Raw genomic sequence first — 23364 nt, forward strand, 5'->3', positions numbered from 1 at the left:
CCCCCGGCCCCCATCGCCCCTGGCCGCGTCCGACCCGGGCCGGAGCGGACGGTCAGCACCGGGTGGTGACGCTTCAGGAGGGCGAGGTGTCCTTCGAGAAGCCGAGGCGGGTGCGGAGGGGGACGCGTTCGTCCGTGGCCACCGCCGCCGCGCCGTCCGTCACCGTTTCGTAGACGGCCAGGATGTCCGCCCCGACCGTGGACCAGTCGAAGCGGCGGACGTGTGCCGAGCCGCGGGCGCTGAGCTCGGCCCGGCGGTCCGGGTCGCGCAGCAGCGCGACGGCCGCCGTCGCCAGGGCATCGGCGTTCTCGTTGGCGAACAGGTCGCCCGCCCCGCCCTGGTCCAGGACCTGCGCGAAGGCGTCCAGGTCGGATGCGAGGACCGCCGCGCCCGCCGAGAGGGCCTCGACCAGGATGATGCCGAAGCTCTCGCCGCCGGTGTTCGGGGCGACGTACACGTCCACGCTGCGCAGCAGCCGCGCCTTGTCCTCGTCCGAGACCATGCCGAGGAATTCGACCCGCGCGCGGAGCTCCGCGGGGAGCGAGGCCACCGCTTCCTCCTCGTCACCGCGGCCGGCGACGAGCAGCCGTACGTCCGGGCAGGCCTCCACGATCTTCGGGAAGGCCGCCATCAGTACCGGCAGGCCCTTGCGCGGCTCGTCGATACGGCCGATGAAGCCCAGGGTCTGCCCGGCCCAGTCGGGGTTGGGCTCGGCCTTGGCGAAGAAGTCGACGTCGACGCCGTTGGGGATGACGACGGCATCGCCGCCGAGGTGCTCGACGAGCGTGCGCCGCGCGTACTCGCTCACCGCGATCCGCGCGTTGATCTTCTCCAGGGCCGGCTGCAGGATCGGGTACGCCGCGATCATCGCCCGGGACCGCGGGTTCGAGGTGTGGAAGGTCGCCACGATCGGGCCCTGCGCCGCCCAGCACGACAGCAGCCCCAGCGAGGGCGAGGCCGGCTCGTGGATGTGGATCACGTCGAAGGTGCCGTCGTGGAGCCAGCGCCGCACCCGGGCCGCCGACAGGAAGCCGAAGTTCAGCCGGGCCACCGAGCCGTTGTACGGGACCGGCACCGCCCGCCCCGCCGAGACCACGTACGGCGGCAGCGGGGTGTCGTCGTCCGCGGGAGCGAGCACCGACACCTCGTGGCCGAGGCGGATCAGGTGCTCCGCCAGGTCCCGGATGTGGAACTGGACGCCGCCCGGCACGTCCCACGAGTACGGGCACACGATGCCGATCTTCACAGCGTGCGCTCCTCCAGATCGTCCAGCCACAGCCGCTGCAGCATGTGCCAGTCCTCCGGGTGCTCGGCGATGCCCCACGCGAAGGCGTCCGCCAGCGCCTGCGTCATGACGGTGGTCTTCTCGGTCCGGGTCCCGGTCTTCGGCACCTCCACCTCGGGGTGGATCCGGCCGTACATCGTCGGCGTGTCGCCGTAGTGCAGGGTGGCCGGGAGCAGGACGGCACCGGTCTGCTGGGCGAGCAGCGCCGGCCCGGCCGGCATGCGCGCCGTGGCGCCGAAGAAGTCCACCTCGACCCCGGAGGCCGACAGGTCCCGGTCCGCGACCAGGCAGACCAGGCCGCCGGAGCGCAGCCGGCGGGCGAGGGTGCCGAAGGCGGCGCCGCCGCTGTGCGGCAGGACCTCCATGCCCAGGCTCTCGCGGTAGGCCACGAACCGGTCGTAGAGGCTCTCGGGCTTCAGCCGCTCGGCGACCGTGGTGAACGGCACCCCGATGTGGCCGATGGCCCAGGCCCCGGCGAGGTCCCAGTTGGCCAGGTGCGGCAGGGCCACGACGACCCCGCGCCCGGAGGCGATGGCCTCGCGCAGCAGGTGCTCGTCCTGGAACCGGACCTCGGTGCTGAAGCGCCGCGGATCCATGGTCGGCAGCCGGAAGGACTCCATCCAGTACCGCATGTACGAGCGCATGCCCGCCTGCGACAGCTCGCGCAGCCGCTCCGGACCGGCGTCGGGCACCACCCGGGCCAGATTCGACTCCAGCCGCAGCACGCTCTTGCCGCGCCGCTTCCAGGCGAAGTCGGCGATCCGCCGGCCCAGCGCCACGGCGGCCGGCTCGGGCAGCTTCTTGACCCCGGCCCAGCCGAGCCCGTACAGCCCGTCGATCAGCTTGTCCTGCGCCGCGCCCATCAGGCTGCGCCACCCTCGGCGGCCGCCGCGGCGGCGTCGGCCTCGGCCGACTCGCGGCGCACGGTGACCACCCGCTGGATCAGGGTGACGAGCGAGCCCACCGCCACGATCCACAGGGCGATCGGCAGCAGTACCCCGATCCAGGACGGCACCCCGAAGGTCTGCAGCCCGGACAGGCCGGCCGCGACCAGCGAGATCACCAGGCGCTCGGCCCGCTCGATGAGGCCGTTGACGGCCACCGGCAGTCCGATCGACTCGCCGCGCGCCTTGGTGTACGAGACCACCTGACCGCTGGCGAGGCAGAAGATCGCCACCGCGCAGAGCGCGTTGTCGTTGCCGGTGCCCGCGTACCAGAGGGCGAGACCGCCGAAGATCGCCGCGTCGGCGACCCGGTCGAGGGTGGAGTCGAGGAAGGCTCCCCACCGGCTGGAGATCCCGGCCTGGCGGGCCATGTTGCCGTCCACCAGGTCGGAGAAGACGAAGAGGGTGATCGTGATGGTGCCCCAGAAGAACTCGCCGCGGGGGAAGAACCACAGCGCTCCGGCCACCACTCCGGCCGTGCCGATCAGGGTGACCGCGTCCGGGCTCACCCCCCGCCGGAGAAGAAATGCGGCGAATGGCGTGAGAACACGCGTGAAGAATGCACGCGCGTACTTGTTCAGCATGGCCTTCCCGGAGGGTCGCTGGGCCGCACGGCCACCACGGCCACCGGCTGGCCCATCGTAGCCAGCACGCCACCGCGCGGACGCCGCGCACCCACCGGTTCGTGCCACGTAAGACGTACTTCACGCCGCCGACCGCCTCCGGTGGGCCCCGGGTACGTCCCCGGTACGACGTATGGACGGGATGTGACACCAGTGCAAAGCTCGAAGAATCCCGCATTCCTCCTCCGGGGAGGGGCCGGGAACACCGATCCGGACATCGATCCACCACACCCAACCCTCCTCACCGTCACCACCGGGAGGCATGAGCATCATGGGAGCCACATCACACCAAGCCGGAGCCGCCGGCAGGGCACTGACGGCCGACCGCCCCTCTTCCATCCGGAATGTCGTGCTGGTCGGCCACAGCGGATCCGGCAAGACCACGCTGGTCGAAGCCCTCGCCCTGACCGCGGGAGCGGTCAATCGGGCCGGCCGGGTCGAGGACGGTGCCACCGTCTCCGACTACGACGAGATCGAGCACCGCCGACAGCGTTCCGTCCAGCTGTCCCTCGTCCCCGTCGAATGGGGCGGAATCAAGATCAATATCCTGGACACCCCCGGATACGCCGACTTCGTCGGGGAACTCAGGGCCGGTCTGCGCGCCGCGGACGCGGCCCTTTTCGTCGTCTCCGCCTCGGACGGGATCGACGGCGCCACCCGCATGGTCTGGGACGAGTGCGAGGCCGTCGGCATGCCCCGCGCCATCGTCGTCACCCACCTGGAGGCCGCCCGCTCCGACTACACGCAGATGACCACCGTCTGCGGCGAGATCTTCGGCGCCGACGACCCGGACGCGGTCATACCCCTCTACCTCCCCCTGCACGGCCCGGCCGGCCCCGACGGGCACGCCCCCGTCACCGGGCTGCTCGGCCTGCTCTCCCAGCGCGTCTACGAGTACTCCTCGGGCGAGCGCGTGGAGCGCGACCCGGACCCCGCCGAGCTCGCCCTCATCGCCGACGCCCGCGCCCGGCTGATCGAGGGGATCATCGCCGAGAGCGAGGACGAGAGCCTCATGGACCGCTACCTCGGCGGTGAGGAGATCGACCTCAAGACCCTCGTCGACGACCTGGAGCGGGCGGTGGCGCGCGGCACCTTCCACCCCGTCCTGATGGCCGCCCCCGCCTCCGACGGCGCCCGCCAGGGCCTGGGGACCGTGGAGCTCCTCGAACTGGTCACCGGCGGCTTCCCCACCCCCCTGGAGCGCGCCGCCGTCCCCGTGACCCGCCCCGACGGCTCCGCCCGGCCCGCCGTCACCTGCGATCCCGACGGCTCCCTCGTCGCCGAGGTCGTCAAGACCTCCTCCGACCCCTACGTCGGCCGCGTCTCCCTCGTCCGCGTCTTCTCCGGCACCCTGAAGGCCGAGGAGACCGTCCACGTCAGCGGGCACGGCCTCGCCGACCGCGGACACGAGGACCACGATGTCGACGAGCGGGTCGGCTCCCTCTCCTCCCCCTTCGGCAAACAGCAGCGCGTCCTCACCCGGTGCATCGCCGGTGACCTCGCCTGCGTCGCGAAACTGACCCGCGCGGAGACCGGCGACACCCTCTCCGCGAAGGACGACCCGCTCCTGATGGAGCCCTGGACCATGCCCGACCCCCTGCTCCCCCTCGCCATCGAGGCGCACAGCAAGGCCGACGAGGACAAGCTCTCCCAGGGCCTGGCCCGGCTCGTCGCCGAGGACCCCACGATGCGGCTGGAGCAGAATCCGCACACCCACCAGGTCGTCCTGTGGTGCCTGGGCGAGGCCCACCAGGACGTCGCCCTGGAGCGGCTGCGCACCCGCTACGGCGTCCAGGTCGACCCCGTCCCGCACAAGGTGAGCCTGCGCGAGACCTTCGGCGCCAAGGCGGCCGGGCGCGGCCGGCACGTGAAGCAGTCCGGTGGGCACGGCCAGTTCGCGATCTGCGAGATCGAGGTGGAACCGCTCCCGCCGGGCAGCGGCATCGAGTTCGTCGACAAGGTGGTCGGCGGCGCCGTGCCCCGCCAGTTCATCCCGTCGGTGGAGAAGGGCGTACGCACGCAGGCCGCCCGCGGGGTCGCCGCCGGCTACCCGCTCGTCGACGTGCGCATCACGCTCCTCGACGGCAAGGCGCACTCGGTGGACTCCTCCGACGCCGCTTTCCAGACCGCCGGGGCCCTCGCGCTGCGCGAGGCCGCCGCCGAGGCCCGGATCGAGCTGCTCGAACCGGTGGCCGAGCTCGCCGTCCTCGTCCCGGACGAGTACGTCGGCCCGGTCATGAGCGACCTGGCGGGCCGCCGCGGCCGCGTCGTCGGCACCGACCAGGCCGGTCCCGGGCGCACCCGGGTCCGCGCCGAGATCCCCGAGATCGAGATCGGCCGCTACGCCGTCGAGCTGCGCTCCGTCTCGCACGGCACCGGCCGCTTCGCCCGGGCGTACGCACGCCACGAACCGATGCCGCCGCAGATCGCGGAGAAGGTGCGCGGACAGGCCGAGAAGGGAAGTCGACAGGTGTAGCACCGGGTCGGCCGCCCACCGCAAGCGGGTTGGGCGGGCGGCCGACCCAACCCGCTTGCGGTGGGCGGCATTTCCCTGTCCCATGACCATGGGGCGAGATCCGCCGATAGGCTCGTCGGCGCACCGAAAGAGCAGGAACGCACAGCGAGGGGTGGGGGCAGCGGTGGCGGACGACGGATTCGACTTCAGGCCCGGAGCGCAGGTCCCGCTGCAGGGTGGCGGCGGGCAGACGGCGGCGACCAACGCCCTTGCCTCGGCCGCGTACCGGGACGGCGGCAAGGACACCAAACTCGACGCGATACTCGGTGCCAACAACGAGAACCACCCGGCCACGGTCAAGCCCCCGAAGATCTCCCTCTTCGAGCCCAGCCTCGGCGAGGCCTTCTGCCGGGCCGTGGAGGCCCGCGCCCTCGGCCCGGGCCGCAAGCCGCTGATCCAGTCCTTCGGCGGCGATCCGCAGACGGTGGTGGAGCACTGCCTGGCCGCCTCGCACATCCGCAAGGAGCGCGACCGCAGGCTCCGGCTGATCACGCTGGTCTGCGGTGTGCTGTTCCTGCCCGGGCTGCTGCTGTGGCTGGGCCTGTTCCAGCTCCGCAAGTCCCTGTCCTCCCGGGAGGGCCGGGGCAGCTCCTGGATCGGCACCGCCCTCCTGGTCGGCGTCGGCGTCGTGGTGGCCGTGCTGATGTTCCGGCTGCCGCTGACCGGCTTCCTCGGCCTCTACGCCCGCGGCATGATCATCGCCCCGGCCCTGGGCTGGCTGCTCGCCCGCCGCACCTGCGAGGCCACCGCCAGGGACCTGCGCGCCCGCTGGGACGGGCTGCTGTCGGGCGGCGGGGTCGGCGCCAAGATCCCGGAGGCCGTGCCCGGCAACCCCGACGAGAAGGCGCGTGAGGAACTGCGCCACCAGCTCGCCAAACTGACCGCGGAGAACCGCAGCAACCAGGTCTTCTACGCGGGCCCCAAGGGCATCCTCGGCATGGGCACCCGCTGGGGCAGCTGGCAGATGGCCGAGGAGCTGGCCCCGAAGAGCGAGGGGATGGAGATCCACCCCTTCCGCAGCTGGGACGTCATACGCGGGATCGACGCCCAGCTCCGCAAGCTGGAGCGCGGCCCCCTGCACACCGGTGGTTTCCCGCCCGCCGCGATCCAGCACTGGATCGTCACCCCGATCGGCGAGGGCGCGGGCGAGGTCGCCCGCCCCACCGGCGAGAACGTCGACGCCTTCCTCATCAAGCCGCACGAGATCACCCGGATCTGCAACGAGCAGCAGTTCAGCGCCGGCAACCGGCACTACCTGGGCATCCAGTACCCGCTCTGGGACGGCCAGTTGGTCATCAACATGCTGGTCACCGTCACCGTCCTCTACAAGACGCTGCGCGTGGACGTCACCGCGCACGCCCTGGGCCCCGTGCACGGCCTGTTCACCAGCAAGTCCAAGGCCCCGACCGTGGAAGTGCCCAAGAGCATCCGGTTCTGGGAGACCGTGGAGCGCCCGCTTCCGCTGGTGGACGTGCAGGAGGTGGTGCGCCTCGCCGTGCGGGCCCCGCTGACCTGGTACCCGCCGATCCTGGAGTTCCTCGGCGGCAAGCTGGTCCTGCCCGAGCCCTTCGGCCTGCGCCACGTCTGGGCGAGCTCGATGTGGCGCCACCGGTTCATGGCGGACGACGCCCTGCGCACGGTGGCCCCGGTGCTGCGGTCGATCCACGCGGCGACCTTCAAGGTGCTGGAGGAGAACGGCGTCGACACCGACCGCTTCACCAACCGCTCCTCGATCATGAGCGGGCTCGTCCAGGAGCCCTCGCCGCGCAAGGCCGACGTCTACGACGCGTAGGAGCACGTGGGCGCGTAGGAGCCCGTGGGTAGGCTGGAGAGACGGGACGAGGAGGGACCATGACCGAGCGCAAACCACCGGGTGTCAGCGTCGAGTCCTGGGTGGACCGGCAGATCCGGGAGGCGACCGAGCGGGGCGAGTTCGAGAACCTGCCGGGCTGGGGGAAGCCGCTGGCCTCGCTGGACGCGCCGTACGACGAGCTGTGGTGGATCCGGGGCAAGCTGCACAGCGAGGGCTTCGCCGTCCTGCCTCCGGCGCTCGCGCTGCGCAAGGAGGCCGAGGACGCCGTGGAGAAGGTCCGGGCGGCCCGATCCGAACGTCAGGTGCGGGCCGTCCTCACGGAGGTCAACGAGAAGATCGGGGCGGCCCTGAGGATGCCCCCGCCGGGCCCGCCCCTGGGGCTGACCGAGTTCGACGTCGAGGCAGAGGTGGAGAGCTGGCGCCGGGAGCACCCGGACCGGGCGGCCCGCGACACCCCTTGACGGGGCCGGCAGCACCGGCACCCCTCGCTCGACCCGGGGCGTCGCGGGCCCGGCAAGATCCGAAAGAGACGGCCTAGTCGACGGGCCAGGCGTCGGCGAGCATCTGGCGGGTGTCCGCAAGGAGTTGCGGCAGGACCTTGGTGTGGCCCACGACCGGCATGAAGTTCGTGTCCCCGCCCCAGCGGGGCACGATGTGCTGGTGCAGGTGCGCGGCGATGCCGGCGCCGGCGGCCGCGCCCTGGTTCATGCCGATGTTGAATCCGTGGGCACCCGACGCCTTGCGCAGCGCGACCATCGCCCGCTTGGTGAGGTCGGCGAGCTCGGCCGTCTCCGGCCCGTCCAGTTCCGTGTAGTCGGCGACGTGCCGGTACGGGACGACCATCAGGTGACCGCCGTTGTACGGGTACAGGTTCAGCACGGCGTACACGTGCCGGCCCCGGGCCACGACCAGGCCGTCCTGGTCCGACATCTCCGGAATCCCGCAGAAGGGACAGCCGTCCCCGGCCTCCGGGCCGGTCGGCTTGTTCTCCCCCTGGATGTAGGCCATCCGGTGGGGCGTCCACAGACGCTGGAACGCGTCCTGAGTGCCCACACCGATCTGCTGCTCCGGCTGAGTCGTCATGGCGGCAAGCATATGACCTTGGCTTCGCGTACGAGGAGGGCCCCCGGGAAGTGATCATTCCCGGGGGCCCTCCTGGACGGATCAGACCTGGACGCGGTCCGCGACGACCTTGGCCAGCTTGGCCAGCGCCTCGTCCTTGGCGATGCCGTTCTCCTGCGAACCGTCGCGGTAACGGAAGGAGACGGTGCCGGCGGCCATGTCCTCGTCACCGACGATGATCATGAACGGCACCTTGAGCTTCTGGTGGTTGCGGATCTTCTTCTGCATGCGGTCGGAGGAGGCGTCCACGTCGACGCGCAGGCCCTGCTTCTTCGCCGCCGCGGCGAACTCCTGCAGGTACTCGACGTGCCCGTCACCGATCGGGATGCCGACCGCCTGGACCGGGGCCAGCCACGGCGGCATGGCGCCCGCGTAGTGCTCCAGCAGCACGGCGAAGAACCGCTCGATCGAGCCGAACAGCGCGCGGTGGATCATGACCGGACGCTGGCGGGAGCCGTCGGGCGCGGTGTACTCCAGGTTGAAGCGCTCCGGCAGGTTGAAGTCGAGCTGCACGGTCGACATCTGCCAGGTGCGGCCGATGGCGTCCTTGCACTGCACCGAGATCTTCGGACCGTAGAAGGCCGCGCCGCCCGGGTCCGGGACCAGCGGGAGGCCCTGCTTCTCGGCGACCTGCGCGAGCACCGCGGTCGCCTCCTCCCAGGCCTCGTCCGAGCCGACGAACTTCTCCGGGTCCTTGGTGGACAGCTCCAGATAGAAGTCGGTCAGACCGTAGTCGCGCAGCAGGTTGAGCACGAAGGTGAGGGTCGTGTCGAGCTCCTCCGCCATCTGCTCGCGGGTGCAGTAGATGTGCGCGTCGTCCTGGGTGAAGCCGCGGGCGCGGGTCAGGCCGTGGACGACACCCGACTTCTCGTACCGGTACACGGTGCCGAACTCGAACAGGCGCAGCGGCAGTTCGCGGTAGGAGCGGCCGCGCGCGTCGAAGATCAGGTTGTGCATCGGGCAGTTCATGGGCTTGAGGTAGTAGTCGGTACCACCGTCGAGCTGCATGGGGGGGTACATGCCCTCCGCGTACCAGTCCAGGTGGCCGCTCTTCTCGAAGAGGGCGCCCTTGGTGGCGTGCGGGGAGTAGACGAACTCGTAGCCCTCCTCCTCGTGGCGCTTGCGCGAGTAGTCCTCCATCACCCGGCGGATGATGCCGCCGCGCGGGTGGAAGACGGCGAGGCCGGAGCCGATCTCGTCCGGGATGGAGAAGAGGTCGAGCTCGTTGCCGAGCTTGCGGTGGTCGCGCTTCTCGGCCTCGGCGAGGAAGTCGAGGTGGGCCTTCAGCTCCTCCTTCGACGGCCACGCGGTGCCGTAGATGCGCTGGAGCATCGGGTTCTTCTCGCTGCCGCGCCAGTAGGCGGCCGCGTTGCGCATGAGCTTGAACGCCGGGATGTTCCGGGTGGTGGGCAGGTGGGGACCGCGGCAGAGGTCCTTCCAGCACAGGTCGCCGGTCTTCGCGTCCAGGTTGTCGTAGATGGTCAGCTCGCCGCCGCCCACCTCGACGTTCGCGCCGTCGTCGGTCGACGCGGAACCCTTGATGCCGATGAGCTCCAGCTTGTACGGCTCGTCGGCGAGCTCCTCGCGGGCCGCCTCGTCGGTGACCACGCGGCGGGAGAACCGCTGTCCGCGCTTCTGGATCTCCTGCATCTTCTTCTCGATGGCCTTCAGGTCCTCCGGGGTGAAGGGCCGGGCCACGTCGAAGTCGTAGTAGAAGCCGTTCTGGACCGGCGGGCCGATGCCGAGCTTGGCCTCGGGGAACAGCTCCTGCACGGCCTGGGCCATGACGTGCGCGGTCGAGTGGCGCAGGATGTTCAGGCCGTCCTCGGAGGAGATCTCCACCGGCTCGACGGTCTCGCCGTCCTTCACTTCGTACGCGAGGTCCTTGAGCTCCCCCGCGATGCGCGCGGCGACGATGGTGCGCTCGCCGGCGAAGAGCTCCGCCGCCGTAGTGCCCGTGGCCACCACGCGCTCGTCCCGCTCGGAATCGCGTTGGATGATCACACGGACGTCTGACACCGGTCTCTCCTGACTCAGGGGATGCGCGGGCGAACGCCGCGCGCCTGAATCGTACCGAGCGGAGTGGCTGCGCCGCTAAACGGTTACGGGTGGCCCGCCCGCCGGGCCCTCCCGACCCCGGCCCGGGCCGGGCCGGCCCGGGCAGCGGCCCGTGGGGTGGGGGCCCCGAAACTCCGGGCCCGTCGGCGCGAGCCACGGGTAGCGTGGCCCGGACCGCCCGACTCCCCCGGAGGGACCCGCATGCCCGGCCCGCAGATACGTCCGCTGGACCTGACCGACGACGCCACCGCGGCCGCCGTGCACCGGATCGGGCGGGCTGCGTACGCGGTGGAGGCGGAGCTCATCGGCTTCGACGGCATCCCGGCGCTGGGCGAGAGCCTCGCCGGGATGAGGGCCTGCCCGCTGAACTGGCTGGGAGTGCTTTCGGGGGACGGCTCGCTCGACGGCTTCCTCGCGTGGGAAGAGGAGGGTGAGGCGATCTCCATCGATCGGCTGTGTGTGGACCCGGACCGGTTCCGCCGCGGTGTCGGCTCCCTCCTGCTGCGCCACGCACTGACGGAGGTGTTCCCCGAGCGGGCCGTCGTGGTCACGACCGGCGCCGCGAACACCCCCGCGGTCACGCTCTACGAGCGCCTCGGCTTCAGCCGCGGCCCGGACTTCTCGCCCGTCCCGGGGCTGACCATGGCCTCCTTCGCCCGGGCCGCAGCCGGAGGCACCCCGTGGGATGGTGGAAGGGGATCTTCCGACCCGGCATGAGGGGACACCCATGGGAGTGATCAGGAAGGCGGCTGCCCTGGGCGCCGCGACGGCCGTGCTGGCGGGCGGACTGCTCGTCGCCGCCCCGGCGGTGGCAGCGCCGGCCTCCGCGTGCACGGGGCAGCAGCTCTCGGCCACCGGCGCGGAGCGGACGGACTCCGCCCGGGTGCGCTTCACGGTGGTCAACGAAGGCCCGGCGTGCACCCTGCGGGGCTTCCCGACGGTGGCCCTCTCCGGCCAGGGCTCCCCGGACCGCAACGCGCCGCTGCGCGTCGTCCCCCGCGGCGAGGCCCGGACCGTGCTGCTGCCCGAGGGCGGGCGCGCCTCCACGGTCCTGACCTTCACCCCGGTCCTCGGCGAGGCGGACGGCTACTGCGCCTCCGGCGCCGATCCGACCGTCGCCCCCTCCCTGGTGGTGGGCGTCGCGGGCATGGGCTTCCAGGTCGCACCGTCCGACGGAGGCCAGTTCGCCCTCTGCGGCAACACCGTCCGCGCCACCGCCTTCCGCTGACGGCCTAGTCGTCGGACGGCAGGACGTCCTCCGGGTCGAAGGCCGCGTCCAGGGACTTCATCAGGCGGTCCCGCTCGACCTCGTCCATCGGGACGGGCGTCACGTCCGCCGCGTCGGACAGTCGCCGGAAGCCGCCGCGCCGTTGCAGCCGGCCCGTGACGCGGACCGGGAGGCCCACCAGGTGGGCGTGGCCCGCGGTGCGGTACGCCTCCTCGTCGAGCGCCACCCGGACGTACGGGACCTCCGCCCCTGCCAGCACCCGTAGCCGGACCGTGCCCCCTCCCCCGGCGGCCTTGCGCCGCATCCGTACGACGGCCCCCGCGAGGCGGACCGGTACGGCGGGCTCCGCGCGGGTGTAGCGGGCCGCGGCCTCCCGCAGTACGGGCAGGTCGCCCGGGGAGAACTCCACCGGCTCGGGGCGGGCCGCGCAGCCCGCCGGGACGCCTGCCGCGGGCGCCCAGGCCAGCGCGATCCGGGCTCCCTCCGAGCCCCGGACCAGGGCGATGAGCGCCTCGGCGAGTTCCCGGCTGACCCCGGCGGCCACTGCCGCGTCGAAGGCCTCCATACCGCCGGTGGCCCGCTGGTAGTCCACCGCCTCGCGGGCCGCGTGCAGGGCGTGGTGCAGCCGGGTCACCGGCCCCCGGCCACCGTCCACGGGGACGTACGCGCTCAGCCGGCGCCCGCCCGGGGAAGGCCCCACCAGCACCCGGTCCAGGGTGTGTTCGGCCTGTGCCTGGTGCCGGGCCCCGTAGTAGCCGGCCCGGGCCCGGTCGGCGAGGGCCGCGGCCAGCAGGAGCCGGCGGGCGGCCGAGCGGAGCTGTTCCTGCACGGGCCAGGCGGCCTCGCCCTGGAAGCCGTAGGGCCCCTCCGGGATCTCGCGTTCCCAGCGGATCTCGTCGCTGGGCACGCTCAGCCCGAGGAGCACTTCGCGCGCCGAGGGCAGCCCGCCGTGCGCGAGGGCGGTGACCGCCTCCTCCAGCAGGTCCGCGCAGTCGGGGAAGCCGCGGCTCTCGGGGACGAGCAGGCTGGTGCCCGAACGCCCCGGCGGGGTCCACCGCCCGTACCGGCCGGCCGCGCCGCCGCGCCGCAGCCAACCGTGCCGCTGCAACAGGGCCCCCAGTACCTGCGGGTCGACCTGTGCGGGATCGGGACCGCCCGGGGTGTACTGCGGGGACGGGAGCGGTTCGAGGTGCGGTGAGTGCAGGTTCATCAGGGTGTCCCTCCCGACCCGACCCGGGTCATGATCTCGCACAGCGCACGGTCGTCGAAGATCCGCGTGGTGGGGATCCTCACGGTGGTGCGGCGCCGGCCGGTCACGGGGTGTCCGGCGAGGTTGGTCCAGTAGCAGCAGTGCCTCAGGTCGAGCCGGTCGTGCCCGGCGGCGAGCCACTGGTCGCGCTCCCTCGGTACGAGCATCACGACGAGGATCTTGTGGACGGCGACGGGGGTCCGGGCCAGTTTCACCAGGTGCTCGTTGTCGAGGGTGAAGGAGAAGGTGGCACCGGCCGGCCGCGGCGGTATCTGGTAGGTCGCCTTGAGCTGCACCTTGATGGTGACCTCGTCGTCGACGACGTGCTCGGGCGCTCCGTGGGAGACGTGCCAGTCGATGCCGTTGTCGGGGAAGGGCTGGGAGAGCGAACAGCCCGCGGCGGCCGCGACGGCGTGCAGGTATCCCACCTGGAGGGTCTCCATGCAGGCGGTGGTGGCGAGCGTGCCGCGCAGGGCTCCGGTCCGCGGACCCGCCCCCCCGTGCAGCACCCCGCTCTGTTCGGGCTGTGTGAGCGCCATGGCCGGCTCCCCATGCCTTGCGGGCTCTGCCGCGAGCGGTGCTGGGTGACGACCGGTCATGTGTGCGGCCCCCCAAGGATGTTGTCTCCGCACCCGACTGCCCGCAAACGGCGTACGGGGCAAACAGCCCGGGTATCACCGATGCGGCGGGGCTGGAGTGTTCAGGAAGCTCCATCCGCCGCTCGGGGACGAGGAGTTCGCCATGACACGCTGGTACGAGGGCCCGCTGGCCGCATTCGACACGGAGACCACCGGGGTGGACGTCGAGCAGGACCGGATCGTGTCCGCCGCGCTCATCGTCCAGGAGTGTGCGGGCGGCCGGGTCCGCACCACGCGCTGGTTGGTCAATCCCGGGGTTCCGGTGCCCCCGGGCGCCACGGAAGTGCACGGGCTGACCGACGAGCACCTGCAGCGTCACGGGCGCTGGCCGGCGCCGGTGGTGGAGGAGATAGCCCGGGCGCTCGGGGAGCAGCAGGTGGCGGGACGGCCGGTGGTGGTGATGAACGCGCCGTTCGATCTGACGCTGCTGGACCGTGAGTTGCGCCGGCACCGGGCGTCCTCGCTGTCGCGCTATCTGGACAACCGGCCGCTGACGGTGCTGGATCCGCGGGTGCTGGACAAGCATCTGGACCGGTACCGCAAGGGCCGCCGGACGCTGACGGACCTGTGCGCGCACTACGGGATCGAGCTGGAGGGCGCGCACGACGCGGCGGCGGACGCGATGGCCTCGCTGGAGCTGGTGCGGGCGGTGGGGCGGCGGTTCGCGGCCCGGCTGGAGCGGCTGACGCCGGCCGAGCTGCACACGCTGCAGGCCGTGTGGCACGCGGCGCAGGCGCGCGGTCTGCAGGCGTGGTTCGCCCGGCAGGGGACTCCGGAGGCGGTGGATCCGCACTGGCCGCTGCGGCCCGATCTGTCGACCGCCGCGTAGGGCGGCAGGTGTCCGGAACATGCGGAAGGCCGGTCCGTCTGTGACGGACCGGCCTGTCCCGGTGGGCGATACTGGGATCGAACCAGTGACCCCTTCGGTGTGAACGAAGTGCTCTCCCGCTGAGCTAATCGCCCGGGAACGCACCGAACAATACAGAAGGCTCGGGGCTGGTTCAAACCGCTTCCCCCGAGCCGCCCCGCCGGACGCACGTCACGTACCTACTCAGGGCACATCTGAGTACGCACACCCATGTCCTGACTGCGTGACCGCCGCCACACTCCGGATATGAACACCGCCCTGCCGCCCGCCGAAGAGCTGGCGCTCATCGACCGCGAGCTGGCTCAACTCGATGCCCGCCGGGTGTATTTGCTGGCCCGCCGGGACTGGCTGCTGCGGCTCCTGCACCAGCCGGGAGGCACGCCCGCCCCGGTCCACCGGTGGCCTGCCGCGGCCGCCGGGCCCGCGAAGGAGGCCTCGGCCCCGAGCGCGCAGACCGTGCTGCTGACCCTCGGCGCGGTGCTGCTGGCCGTCGCCGCGCTCGCGTTCACACTGCTCAGCTGGGGGTCCATGGGGATCGCCGGCCGCTCGGCGGTGCTGGCCGCGGTGACGGCGGCGGCGCTGGGCGCACCCGTACTGCTGCTGCGTCGCGGGCTGCGGTCGACGGCGGAGTCGGTCGCTGCGGTGGGGCTGCTGCTGACGGTGCTCGACGCGTACGCGCTGTACGCGGTCGGCATGCCGGACCTCGACGGCACGGGGTACGCGGCGGGGGCGGCCGCGGTGCTCGCGGCGGTGTGGGCCGGGTACGGCTCGGGCCTGCGGAAGCTGCGGATCCCGCTGCCGGCGGCGGTGCTGGCGGCGCAGTTCCCGCTGCCGCTGGCGGCGCTGGCCGTGCAGCCGGACCCGTTGCCGCTCGGCTGGGCGCTGCTGGCGACGGCCGCGCTGGACGCGGCGCTTGCCCTGCGGGTCAGGGCGGTGGCGGTCCCGGCGGCCGTGACGGCCTCCGGGGCGCTGCTGATCGGGGTGGCCCAGTCGTGGTCGGCGGGGTCCGCCGCGGCGGCCGTGGCTCCGGCGGCGCTGCTGCTGGCGGGCGCGGGCCTCGGCGTGGCCGCCGCCTGGCGGGAGCCGCGCGCCTCGGCGGCGGCGCTGGTGGGCGCCCTGGCTGCGGTGGCGGGCCTGGGCGGGGTGGCCCGGCCGGGTCTGGAACCGGCCTGGGCGGTGCTGGTGCACCTGCTGCTGGCGCTGCCGCTGCTGGCGGCGGTACGGGGCTCCGCGCTCCCGGAGGCGGTCCGCCACGGTCTGACCCGGGCCGGCGCGGCGGTCGTGGCCCTGGCGGCGGTGCTGGCGGCTGCCTCGGTGGTTCCGACGCTGGTGGCGCGGTTGCGGGTGCTGGGCGAGGTGTGGGCGGCGACGACCCCGGGCCCGGACCCGTATGCACCGGGGGCGGCGGTTCCGCTCACCCTGCTGATCTCGGCGGGAGCGGCCTGGTGGCTGTCGCGGGCGCTGTCGCGACCGGAGCCCGTGGTGGTGGCGGTGGTCCTGGGCTGGGCGGGCCTCTTCGCGGCCCCGGCGCTGCCCGGCCTGCCGGTGGCGGCGGTGCTCGCCGCGCAGCTCGCGGTGACGGGCGCGGCAGGTGTGCTCGCCCTGCGCTCCCCGGCGCGCGGGATCCGGATCGCGGCCGCGGTGTGCGCGCTGGTCGGCGCCGCGAACGTGTCCCTGGGCGCGCTGGACGGCCGCACGGCGACCTTCGCGGTGTGGGGGCTGCTGGGCGCCGCTTGCGCGGCTGGAGCGGCGTACGGGCCCGCTCCGCGGCCGGTGCGGTCCACGGCGGCCGTGGGCGCGGTCGGGTACGCCACGGGCGTCCTGGTGGCGGCGGGCGCCGTGTCGGAGCCGGCGGTGGTCTGGTGGGCGCTGCCGGTACTGGCGGTCCCGGCGCTGGCGGCGGCGCTCGGGCCGCGGCTGGGCGAGGTCCGGCTGCCCGTCGAGATCGCGGCGGCCGTGGCGGGGGTCGTGGCGCTGGGCCTGTCGGCCGGGCGGGCCGGAACCCTGGCTCTGGTCCTGGCGCTGGCCGGGGTGGTCTGCGCGGGCGCCGCGGTGCGGCCGGAGCGGCGGGTGCTGGGCTGGGCGGCGGGGGCGCTGTTCGCGGCGGCGACCTGGGTCCGGCTGGCCGAGGCGGGGGTGACCGCGCCGGAGGCCTACACGCTGCCGGTGACGGTGCCCGCTCTGGTGGTGGGTGTGCTGCGGCGGCGCCGGGACCCGCAGGCCTCGTCCTGGACGGCGTACGGCCCGGGCCTGGCGGCGACGCTGCTGCCGAGCCTGGTGGCGGCCTGGGGCGACCCGGGCTGGCTGCGCCCGCTGCTGCTGGGGGCGGCCGCGCTGGCGGTGACCCTGGCGGGCGCGCAGCGGCGGCTTCAGGCTCCGCTGCTGCTGGGCGGGGCGGTGCTGGCCGCGGTGGCGCTGCACGAGCTGGCCCCGTACGTGGTGCAGGTCGCGGGCGCCCTCCCGCGCTGGGTGCCGCCGGCCCTGGCGGGCCTGCTGCTGCTGGCGGTGGGGGCGACGTACGAGCGGCGCCTGCGCGACGCCCGCCGGCTGCGGGCCGCGATCGGCCGCCTGCGGTAGGCGGCGGGCGGGGGCCGCAGGGCCCGAAACGCCAGAGGCCCGGAGACTTTGAAGTCTCCGGGCCTCTGGTCCGGGTGGGCGATACTGGGTTCGAACCAGTGACCCCTTCGGTGTGAACGAAGTGCTCTCCCACTGAGCTAATCGCCCGGACGCACCGCAAACATTACCGCATGTCAGCGGTGCTCCCCGACCATCACTGGTCCTTGAGGTTCCAGGGCAGGACGAGCCCGTACTTCCACAGGTAGAAGCCGATCAGCGCGCCCGCGATGACGAGGCCCACGCTGGTCAGGATGATGTTGCGGCGGCGGACCTTCGGGTCGAGCGCCTTCTGTGCCGCTTCGGTGACTTTCCGCTTCGTCCAGCGCAGCACGAGGTGGGCCCAGGCGAACTCGGTGGCCCAGATCGCCAGGCCCGCGAAGATCGCGACCCAGCCGGGGCCGGGCAGCACGAGCATGGCGACACCGGCGGCGATCACGGCGAGGCCGACGATGAAGACGCCGACCTGCCAGCTCAGGTGCAGGCTCTTGTTGGACTTGATGAAGGCCGGGGCCTTCGATACGTGCGGCGTCTGCGCGGCGCCCTCCGCAGCGGCCTCCGAGCCAGCGGCCGCGGTGGGTTCCGGCGTGGATTCGTCAGCGGCGGACCCGTGGGTGCCGCGGTCACTCCCCGTATTCATGAACCCGAATCTACCCGAGCTCGATACACACGTGAATGCAGGTTTGGATCCGCCGTCCGAGGGACCCAGAGGTCCGCAAAACGGTCAGAGGGGTTTACAACGGCACCGTAGGTGGCATGTCGATTTCGCCGACGTGCGAATCCCCGAGCGCACACTGAGCGAAAGGCCCTGGCGCTTATGAACACCACGGTCAGCTGCGAGCTGCACCTGCGCCTCGTTGTGTCGAGCGAGTCCTCACTGCCTGTTCCCGCGGGCCTGCGGTATGACACGGCCGACCCCTACGCCGTGCACGCCACCTTCCACACCGGCGCCGAGGAGACGGTCGAATGGGTATTCGCCCGCGACCTCCTCGCGGAGGGCCTCCACAGGCCCACCGGTACCGGCGACGTCCGCGTCTGGCCGTCCCGCAGCCACGGTCAGGGCGTCGTCTGCATCGCCCTGAGCTCACCGGAGGGAGAAGCACTGCTCGAAGCACCAGCCCGAGCACTCGAGTCGTTCCTCAAGCGGACGGACGCCGCGGTCCCGCCCGGGACCGAGCACCGGCACTTCGACCTCGACAAGGAGCTCTCCCACATCCTGGCCGAAAGCTGAGCCAGGCCTACAGCCGCTCGACACCGTCCGACTCGGGGCGACGGTGCGGGTCGGCCGACAACCACATACGGCAGTGCCGGCGCTGTTCCCGCGGAAGCCACCCGCGAGGACGGCGCCGGTCTGCTTCGGCGGGACCCGCTATTGTCGGGCGGCAGCGGCGGCGCCCCCGTCGCCGCAGGCCCGGCCCCTGAGGGAGACCCCGTGCAGATCCCCCACGACACCCGTCGCGCGCTCGACGTCGTCGTCGCGCTGGTGAACACCGCGGCCGAGACGGACCAGCCCGACGGGCTCTCCGACATCGGCGCGCTGCGCGGATTCGTCCAGGAATACTCGATCAGCGACGTCGGCGAGCTCAGCGCCCGCGACCTGGCCGGGGTCCGGACCGTGCGCCAGAAGTTCGCCCAGGTCTTCGCCTCCCCGAACCCGCGTGCGGCTTCCATACTGATCAACGAGCTCGTGGCCACGGCCGGCACCACCCCGCAGCTGACCGACCACGACGGCTACGACTGGCACGTGCACTACTTCGCGCCGGGCGCGTCGGTGGGCGACCACCTGGCGGCGGACGGCGGCATGGCCCTGGCCTTCATCGTGGTCTCCGGCGAACAGGAACGACTGCGCCGCTGCGAGGCGCCGGACTGCCGACGGGCCTTCGTGGACCTGTCCCGCAACCGCTCCCGGCGCTACTGCGACAGCCGGACCTGCGGGAACCGGCTGCACGTGGCGGCGTACCGGGCCCGGCGCAAGGAGGCCGACGCGGAGGCGTCAGAGCAGGAAGAGATCGTGCACGGCGGCGAGCAGCAGCAGGATGCCGATCACCGCTAGGAAGATCATCAGGGGCGGTTGGGAAAGCGCGAAGAGACAGCCTCGCGGCTCCTCCACAACGGGGGCGGGTACCGGCGGCTCACCGTGCGATGTCTCGAACATGTCGGGCCGATGATGGCGCAGGGCACCACGGACCGCCCCTCAACACGCCAACATCCGCGCGGGAGTTCGCTCGATCTTGTGGACGAGGGCTGCTCCGCGGGTGCCGTCGGACCGGATCGCGGGTGGGCACGCGGGTCGGATCGCGGGTCGGGCCCCGGGTCAGATCCCGTGCTTCTTGAGGATGGCCTCGATGTCGGAGAAGTCGTCGGCGGGAGCGGCGGACTGCGGCCGTGAACCGCTTCCGGCTGCTCCCAGCGACGGCGCGGAAGCGGCCGGGGCGACGGCCTCCGCGACCGGGCTCCCCTTGACCTTCTTCGGGGACTTCCCGGACTTCGCGGGCGTCCCGGACCGCTCGGAGGCGGCGAGGCCGCGGCGCTCGACGGCGCGGGTGGTCATGAAGAGCAGCCAGGACAGCCCCAGCAGCCCGAAGCCGATCCAGACGGTCGGATTGAAGACCATCCCGGACACCCACTCCACGAAGCCCGTCATCACCAGGGCGACCGGCACCAGTGCGTACGCGGCGATCCGCGTGGCGGCGAGGAAGCGCTTGCGGTAGGCGGTCACCGCGGCCAGGCCCAGGCCCGCCGCTGACACCGCGGAGCAAATGGTCTCGGCAAGCATGCGGTCCTCCGGACTCTCGGCGGGTCGGCGATCTGTCCCTATCCATCCTGCACCGACCGCCGCCGCAGCGGCCAGGTCCGCAGCCGGCCCCGGACGGATCTCCGGGACATCTCCGGGTCGCTCCTCCTCCCTGGGTCCCGGTCGGTGGGGAGGTCGGGGACTGGGAGACTGTCCGTATGACCGATTCCGTGATCCTCGACGTCTGGTGCGAACTGCAGTGCCCGGACTGCCACCGCGCCCTGGACGACGTACGCGCCCTGCGGGCCCGCTACGGCGACCGGCTGGACATCCGGCTGCGCCACTTCCCGCTGGAGAAGCACAAGCACGCCTTCGCCGCGGCCCAGGCCGCCGAGGAGGCCGTGGAGCAGGGCCGGGGCTGGCCCTACGCGGAGGCCGTACTGGCGCGCACCGCCGAGCTGGCCGAGCGCGGCGAGTCGGTCCTGCTGGACGTGGCGCGTGAACTGGGTCTCGACGTCGAGGAGTTCGACACGGCCCTGATCGACGGTCGGCACATCCTGATCGTCGACGCCGACCAGGCCGAGGGCAAGGCCATCGGCGTGACCGGGACCCCGACGTACGTGATCGACGGGCAGCGGCTCGACGGCGGCAAGAGCCAGGACGGCCTGCGCGCCCGCATCGAGGAGATCGCCGACCGCCTGCTCGCGCAGGCCTAGATCAGGTCCTTGGCGAAGTTGAAGTTCGTGGGGCGGTAGTCGAGGGACTGGTACAGCCGCAGGGCCGGGGTGTTGTCGGTGAAGACGTGGAGCGCCAGCCGGCGGTGCCCGTCGGCGAGGGCCACGCGCTCGGCGAGCAGCATCAGGTCGCGGCCGTGCCCGCGGCCCCGGTGCTCGGCCCGCACCTCGATGTCGTAGATGTACGAGCCCTCCCCGTACGGCGCGAGCCACACGTGGCCGACGGGCACCCCGGCCGCCTCCAGGACGACGAAGGTGACGTCCGGGGTCGCCAGGCCCCGGGGCAGCCGGCTCTCGTGGTCGGCAACCGACTTGGCGCGGGCGGCCTCGGCGGACATGCCGCGGCCGCGCCAGTTCTCGGCGTAGCCGTCGACGGCCGCCGCGTGCCAGACCTCGTACTCGGCGTCCGTCATGGGCCGGCCGAGGACCCCCTCGGAGAGGGCGGGCGGCTCGGCCGGCAGGTCTTTGGCCATATGGCGGCTGTACTCGCTGTAGCCGAGGGCCTCGGCCATGCACAGGCCGCCCTCCGATTCCGCCGGAACCGACACGCGGACCCGGCGGCAGCCCCAGCCGCGCAGCACCTCCTCGGCGGCGAGCGCGGCCACGGTGGCCCTCCCCCGCCGCCGGTCCCCGTCCTCGACGGCCAGGTCGCGGATCTCCCCGACCGTGGGCCCGAAGGGGGTGTCGGACGCGATCAGCAGGGCGCCGACCCGCCTGCTGTTGACCCGGATCTCGTACGGGCGCGACCGCGCCCCGTCCGCCGTGTGCTGGAGCGGCCCGGACGGCCGCAGGGTGGTGGTCATCCCCTGAGTTCTACCCTTCCCGCAGCCGCCGCGACAGCCCTCCTGCCGGGCGGACACCCGGCCGGACACCCGCTACGGGTCGATGTCCGCGGCGGCCTTCACCTCGAAGATCCGCATCACCTCGGCGGTCACCGGTCCGGGGGCGCGCCCCAGGTCGCGGTCGTCGATCCGCAGCACCGCCTGGGCGTCGCGCAGCGAGGAGGTCACGAAGACCTCCTCGGCCTGCTCCAGCGCCTCGAAGGGCAGGTCGGTCTCCTTGGCACCGGCCCACTCGATGATCAGGGCCCGGGTGATGCCGGCGAGGCAGCCGGAGACCAGCGGCGGGGTGTGCAGTTCGCCGTCGAGGACGACGAAGACGTTGGAGCCGGTGCCCTCGCAGAGCCGGCCGAGGGTGTTGGCGAGGAGCGCCTCGGAGGCCCCGGCCCGGTGGGCGGCGGCGAGGGCGACCACGTTCTCGGCGTACGAGGTGGTCTTGAGTCCGGCCACGGCCGAGCGCTCGTTGCGGACCCAGGGCACGGTGACGACGGCGGTGGTGTCCGGCCGGCGGGGGGAGTCGGCGACGGCGGCGATCAGGGTGGTCCCGGCGTCCCCGCGGTCGGAGCCGAGCGGGGAGACACCACCGGTGTAGGTGAGGCGCAGCCGCCCGTGCTCCAGCGGGTTGGCCTCCAGTACGGCGGCGCAGGCGCGGCGGACCTCGTCGAGGTCGGGGTCCGGCAGGCCCAGGCCCCGGGCCGAGCGGGTGAGCCGCTCCAGGTGGCGGGTGAGCGCGAAGGCGCGACCGCGCTCCGCCTTCAGCGTCTCGAAGACGCCGTCGCCCACGGTCAGGCCGTGGTCGAGGACGGATACCTTCGCGCGGTCCACCTCGGTCAGCTCTCCGTCGAGCCAGATTCTCATGGTGCGGTCCTTCCGATCGTGCCGTTCGCCCCCTGGGTACCGCTGACCTCGTGGCCCGTGGCCACCCGCAGCAGGCGGGCCGCCTTGAGCTCGGTCTCCGCCCACTCGCGGTCGGGATCGGAGCCCCAGGTGATGCCGGCGCCGGTGCCGAAGAGCAGGCGGGGGCCGCCGGGGGTCCCGCGGTCGATCCAGAAGGTGCGGATGCCGACGGCGAGCTCGGCGGTGCCCCGGTCGGCGTCGACCCAGCCGATGCCTCCGCAGTAGGGGCCGCGCGGCGCGGTCTCCAGCGCCTCGATGATCCGCAGGGCGGAGGACTTGGGCGCGCCGGTGACGGATCCGGGCGGGAAGGTGGCGGCGAGCAGTTCGGGCCAGCCGGCGCCGTCGGCGAGCTCGCCGCTGACGACGGAGACCAGGTGGACCAGCCCCGGGTGCTCCTCGACGGCGCACAGCTCGGGGACGGCGACGGAGCCCGTCGCGCAGACCCGTCCGAGGTCGTTGCGCACGAGGTCCACGATCATCACGTTCTCGGCGTGGTCCTTGGGGAGCAGGTCGTCGACGGTGCGGCCGGTGCCCTTGATGGGCCCGGACTCGATGTGACGACCGGACCGGCGCAGGTACAGCTCGGGGGAGGCAGTCGCGATCTCGACCCCGTACGCGGCCAGGCGAATCGTTCCTGCAAAGGGTGCCGGGTTGCCGCGCGCGAGCAGCGCGGTGAGCGCGTCGACGTCGGCGCGGTCCGGGTGGGGCAGCGGCGCCGACATCACCCGACAGAGGTTGGCCTGGTAGACCTCGCCGGCGGCGATGTGCTCGCGGACCCGCCGTACGCCGGCCACGTAGGCGGCACGGTCCAGCGAGGAGGTCCACCGGTCGGGGTCGGGTCCGCGCCAGGCCCCGGGGACGGGCGCGGGCACCGGCTCGCGACGCACGTCGCCGAAGCGCGCGCAGACGAGCCGCCCTTCGAAGTCGGCGGACACCGCCCAGAAGCCGGTGGAGTCGAGAGCGGCGGGATCGCTGGTGACGTCGCGGAGATCGGTCGCGAGGAGGCCGCCGAAGCGGGCCATGGGGGGCAGGTCGTGCACGGCTGCGAGTCTATGACCGGTGACGACGCGGCGCCGGTGCGGTGACGGGCGGGTGACCTGTGGTGATCGAGCGGCAGCACGCTGCGGAAACGCGTTTTTGAGCTGGCCCGGGAATCCGCTAGAGTTCAACACGTCGCCAGGGAGCGAAGGGGCAAAACCCCGGA

22 protein-coding genes and 2 tRNA genes are annotated in these 23364 nt (G+C 72.9%); 10 read left to right on the plus strand and 14 right to left on the minus strand.

All coding sequences use genetic code 11. The annotated features are described in order from the left end of the window. Nucleotides 1-73: 73 nt before the first annotated feature. From IE257_RS28020 to pgsA, 3 genes are read right to left on the minus strand one after another with little or no spacing between them, the layout of a single operon-like run. Nucleotides 74-1246: a glycosyltransferase family 4 protein gene (locus tag IE257_RS28020; RefSeq protein WP_189972665.1), complete on the minus strand. Its 1173-nt coding sequence runs from the start codon at nt 1244-1246 to the stop codon at nt 74-76. After that, nucleotides 1243-2148, minus strand: a complete 906-nt coding sequence (locus tag IE257_RS28025) for a phosphatidylinositol mannoside acyltransferase (protein ID WP_189972666.1) — start codon at nt 2146-2148, stop codon at nt 1243-1245. The genes IE257_RS28020 and IE257_RS28025 overlap by 4 nt, the downstream gene beginning before the upstream one ends. Further along, a complete protein-coding gene (pgsA, locus tag IE257_RS28030; RefSeq protein WP_189972667.1) occupies nt 2148-2813 on the minus strand; it encodes a phosphatidylinositol phosphate synthase in 666 nt (221 codons plus the stop codon). Before pgsA ends, IE257_RS28025 begins: the two co-directional genes overlap by 1 nt. Nucleotides 2814-3123: 310 nt before the next feature. On the opposite strand from pgsA, the gene IE257_RS28035 reads away from it, so the two are divergent. The 3 genes from IE257_RS28035 (at nt 3124) to IE257_RS28045 (ending at nt 7641) form a co-directional block, all read left to right on the plus strand. Beyond that, nucleotides 3124-5328, plus strand: a complete 2205-nt coding sequence (locus tag IE257_RS28035; protein ID WP_189972742.1) for an elongation factor G-like protein EF-G2 — start codon at nt 3124-3126, stop codon at nt 5326-5328. A 163-nt stretch (nt 5329-5491) separates the two neighbouring features. Further along, the gene (locus tag IE257_RS28040; protein ID WP_189972668.1) at nt 5492-7159 is read left to right on the plus strand and encodes an AbeC-like domain-containing protein; all 1668 of its coding nucleotides are present in this window, start codon (nt 5492-5494) and stop codon (nt 7157-7159) included. A 59-nt stretch (nt 7160-7218) separates the two neighbouring features. Then, complete coding sequence (locus IE257_RS28045) at nt 7219-7641, plus strand: DnaJ family domain-containing protein (RefSeq protein ID WP_189972669.1); 423 nt, start codon at nt 7219-7221, stop codon at nt 7639-7641. Nucleotides 7642-7714: 73 nt separating this feature from the next. Here the strand turns inward: IE257_RS28045 and IE257_RS28050 are convergent, their stop codons facing one another. Both IE257_RS28050 and thrS read right to left on the minus strand, forming a co-directional pair. Continuing rightward, complete coding sequence (locus IE257_RS28050) at nt 7715-8275, minus strand: HIT family protein (protein WP_030387176.1); 561 nt, start codon at nt 8273-8275, stop codon at nt 7715-7717. 69 nt (nt 8276-8344) lie between these two features. After that, nucleotides 8345-10321: a threonine--tRNA ligase gene (thrS, locus tag IE257_RS28055; protein ID WP_189972670.1), complete on the minus strand. Its 1977-nt coding sequence runs from the start codon at nt 10319-10321 to the stop codon at nt 8345-8347. Between the two features lie 240 nt (nt 10322-10561). Between thrS and IE257_RS28060 the strand changes: the two genes are divergently transcribed. Together IE257_RS28060 and IE257_RS28065 are read left to right on the plus strand one after the other, a co-directional pair. Further along, entirely contained in the window at nt 10562-11077 is a 516-nt protein-coding gene (locus IE257_RS28060; protein WP_189972671.1) for a GNAT family N-acetyltransferase, read from the plus strand. Nucleotides 11078-11087: 10 nt separating this feature from the next. Further along, nucleotides 11088-11588, plus strand: a complete 501-nt coding sequence (locus IE257_RS28065) for a DUF4232 domain-containing protein (protein ID WP_189972672.1) — start codon at nt 11088-11090, stop codon at nt 11586-11588. Nucleotides 11589-11592: 4 nt separating this feature from the next. Here the strand turns inward: IE257_RS28065 and IE257_RS28070 are convergent, their stop codons facing one another. Then, the gene (locus IE257_RS28070) at nt 11593-12798 is read right to left on the minus strand and encodes a hypothetical protein (RefSeq protein ID WP_189972673.1); all 1206 of its coding nucleotides are present in this window, start codon (nt 12796-12798) and stop codon (nt 11593-11595) included. Further along, nucleotides 12798-13376, minus strand: coding sequence for a DUF4365 domain-containing protein (locus tag IE257_RS28075; RefSeq protein ID WP_189972674.1), 579 nt, complete (start codon nt 13374-13376; stop codon nt 12798-12800). Before IE257_RS28075 ends, IE257_RS28070 begins: the two co-directional genes overlap by 1 nt. A 202-nt stretch (nt 13377-13578) precedes the next feature. Here IE257_RS28075 and IE257_RS28080 point away from each other — a divergent pair, with 202 nt between their 5' ends. Next, on the plus strand, nt 13579-14304 hold the full coding sequence (locus IE257_RS28080; protein WP_030723568.1) for a 3'-5' exonuclease: 726 nt from the start codon (nt 13579-13581) through the stop codon (nt 14302-14304). Between the two features lie 62 nt (nt 14305-14366). Here IE257_RS28080 and IE257_RS28085 read toward each other — a convergent pair. Beyond that, nucleotides 14367-14438 (minus strand) — tRNA-Val (locus tag IE257_RS28085). 151 nt (nt 14439-14589) lie between these two features. Here IE257_RS28085 and IE257_RS28090 point away from each other — a divergent pair. Further along, on the plus strand, nt 14590-16920 hold the full coding sequence (locus tag IE257_RS28090; RefSeq protein ID WP_189972675.1) for an SCO7613 C-terminal domain-containing membrane protein: 2331 nt from the start codon (nt 14590-14592) through the stop codon (nt 16918-16920). A 75-nt stretch (nt 16921-16995) separates the two neighbouring features. On the opposite strand, the gene IE257_RS28095 is transcribed toward IE257_RS28090, so the two are convergent. Next, nucleotides 16996-17067: transfer RNA gene (locus IE257_RS28095), tRNA-Val, on the minus strand. Between the two features lie 46 nt (nt 17068-17113). Continuing rightward, nucleotides 17114-17596, minus strand: coding sequence for a TIGR02611 family protein (locus tag IE257_RS28100; RefSeq protein WP_189972676.1), 483 nt, complete (start codon nt 17594-17596; stop codon nt 17114-17116). Nucleotides 17597-17773: 177 nt separating this feature from the next. Here IE257_RS28100 and IE257_RS28105 point away from each other — a divergent pair, with 177 nt between their 5' ends. Beyond that, nucleotides 17774-18187, plus strand: a complete 414-nt coding sequence (locus IE257_RS28105) for an SsgA family sporulation/cell division regulator (RefSeq protein WP_030011909.1) — start codon at nt 17774-17776, stop codon at nt 18185-18187. Nucleotides 18188-18388: 201 nt separating this feature from the next. Further along, nucleotides 18389-19009 (plus strand): CGNR zinc finger domain-containing protein, encoded by a 621-nt coding sequence (locus tag IE257_RS28110; RefSeq protein ID WP_189972677.1) that lies wholly within the window; start codon nt 18389-18391, stop codon nt 19007-19009. Between the two features lie 261 nt (nt 19010-19270). On the opposite strand, the gene IE257_RS28115 is transcribed toward IE257_RS28110, so the two are convergent. Next, nucleotides 19271-19732, minus strand: coding sequence for a hypothetical protein (locus tag IE257_RS28115; protein ID WP_189972678.1), 462 nt, complete (start codon nt 19730-19732; stop codon nt 19271-19273). A gap of 176 nt (nt 19733-19908) precedes the next feature. Here IE257_RS28115 and IE257_RS28120 point away from each other — a divergent pair, with 176 nt between their 5' ends. Beyond that, entirely contained in the window at nt 19909-20406 is a 498-nt protein-coding gene (locus IE257_RS28120) for a DsbA family protein (protein WP_189972679.1), read from the plus strand. Here IE257_RS28120 and IE257_RS28125 read toward each other — a convergent pair. The 3 genes from IE257_RS28125 to IE257_RS28135 form a co-directional block, all read right to left on the minus strand. Then, nucleotides 20403-21227: a GNAT family N-acetyltransferase gene (locus tag IE257_RS28125; RefSeq protein ID WP_189972680.1), complete on the minus strand. Its 825-nt coding sequence runs from the start codon at nt 21225-21227 to the stop codon at nt 20403-20405. The two genes, IE257_RS28120 and IE257_RS28125, sit on opposite strands and share 4 nt — an antisense overlap. Nucleotides 21228-21299: 72 nt before the next feature. After that, entirely contained in the window at nt 21300-22121 is an 822-nt protein-coding gene (locus IE257_RS28130) for an aminotransferase class IV (RefSeq protein WP_189972681.1), read from the minus strand. Then, nucleotides 22118-23200, minus strand: a complete 1083-nt coding sequence (locus IE257_RS28135) for a chorismate-binding protein (RefSeq protein ID WP_189972682.1) — start codon at nt 23198-23200, stop codon at nt 22118-22120. The genes IE257_RS28130 and IE257_RS28135 overlap by 4 nt, the downstream gene beginning before the upstream one ends. Nucleotides 23201-23364: the final 164 nt, after the last annotated feature.

Source organism: Streptomyces avidinii (genome assembly GCF_014650695.1).
GTDB lineage: Bacteria > Actinomycetota > Actinomycetes > Streptomycetales > Streptomycetaceae > Streptomyces > Streptomyces avidinii.

Coding starts and splice junctions, on each gene's coding strand:
- IE257_RS28105 (WP_030011909.1), top strand. CDS start 17,774: ATGAACACCACGGTCAGCTGCGAGCTGCACCTGCGCCTCGTTGTGTCG.
- IE257_RS28120 (WP_189972679.1), top strand. CDS start 19,909: ATGACCGATTCCGTGATCCTCGACGTCTGGTGCGAACTGCAGTGCCCG.
- IE257_RS28070 (WP_189972673.1), bottom strand. CDS start 12,798: ATGAACCTGCACTCACCGCACCTCGAACCGCTCCCGTCCCCGCAGTAC.
- IE257_RS28080 (WP_030723568.1), top strand. CDS start 13,579: ATGACACGCTGGTACGAGGGCCCGCTGGCCGCATTCGACACGGAGACC.
- IE257_RS28035 (WP_189972742.1), top strand. CDS start 3,124: ATGGGAGCCACATCACACCAAGCCGGAGCCGCCGGCAGGGCACTGACG.
- IE257_RS28090 (WP_189972675.1), top strand. CDS start 14,590: ATGAACACCGCCCTGCCGCCCGCCGAAGAGCTGGCGCTCATCGACCGC.
- IE257_RS28025 (WP_189972666.1), bottom strand. CDS start 2,148: ATGGGCGCGGCGCAGGACAAGCTGATCGACGGGCTGTACGGGCTCGGC.
- pgsA (WP_189972667.1), bottom strand. CDS start 2,813: ATGCTGAACAAGTACGCGCGTGCATTCTTCACGCGTGTTCTCACGCCA.
- IE257_RS28115 (WP_189972678.1), bottom strand. CDS start 19,732: ATGCTTGCCGAGACCATTTGCTCCGCGGTGTCAGCGGCGGGCCTGGGC.
- IE257_RS28050 (WP_030387176.1), bottom strand. CDS start 8,275: ATGCTTGCCGCCATGACGACTCAGCCGGAGCAGCAGATCGGTGTGGGC.
- IE257_RS28065 (WP_189972672.1), top strand. CDS start 11,088: ATGGGAGTGATCAGGAAGGCGGCTGCCCTGGGCGCCGCGACGGCCGTG.
- IE257_RS28060 (WP_189972671.1), top strand. CDS start 10,562: ATGCCCGGCCCGCAGATACGTCCGCTGGACCTGACCGACGACGCCACC.
- IE257_RS28100 (WP_189972676.1), bottom strand. CDS start 17,596: ATGAATACGGGGAGTGACCGCGGCACCCACGGGTCCGCCGCTGACGAA.
- IE257_RS28075 (WP_189972674.1), bottom strand. CDS start 13,376: ATGGCGCTCACACAGCCCGAACAGAGCGGGGTGCTGCACGGGGGGGCG.
- IE257_RS28125 (WP_189972680.1), bottom strand. CDS start 21,227: ATGACCACCACCCTGCGGCCGTCCGGGCCGCTCCAGCACACGGCGGAC.
- IE257_RS28045 (WP_189972669.1), top strand. CDS start 7,219: ATGACCGAGCGCAAACCACCGGGTGTCAGCGTCGAGTCCTGGGTGGAC.
- IE257_RS28130 (WP_189972681.1), bottom strand. CDS start 22,121: ATGAGAATCTGGCTCGACGGAGAGCTGACCGAGGTGGACCGCGCGAAG.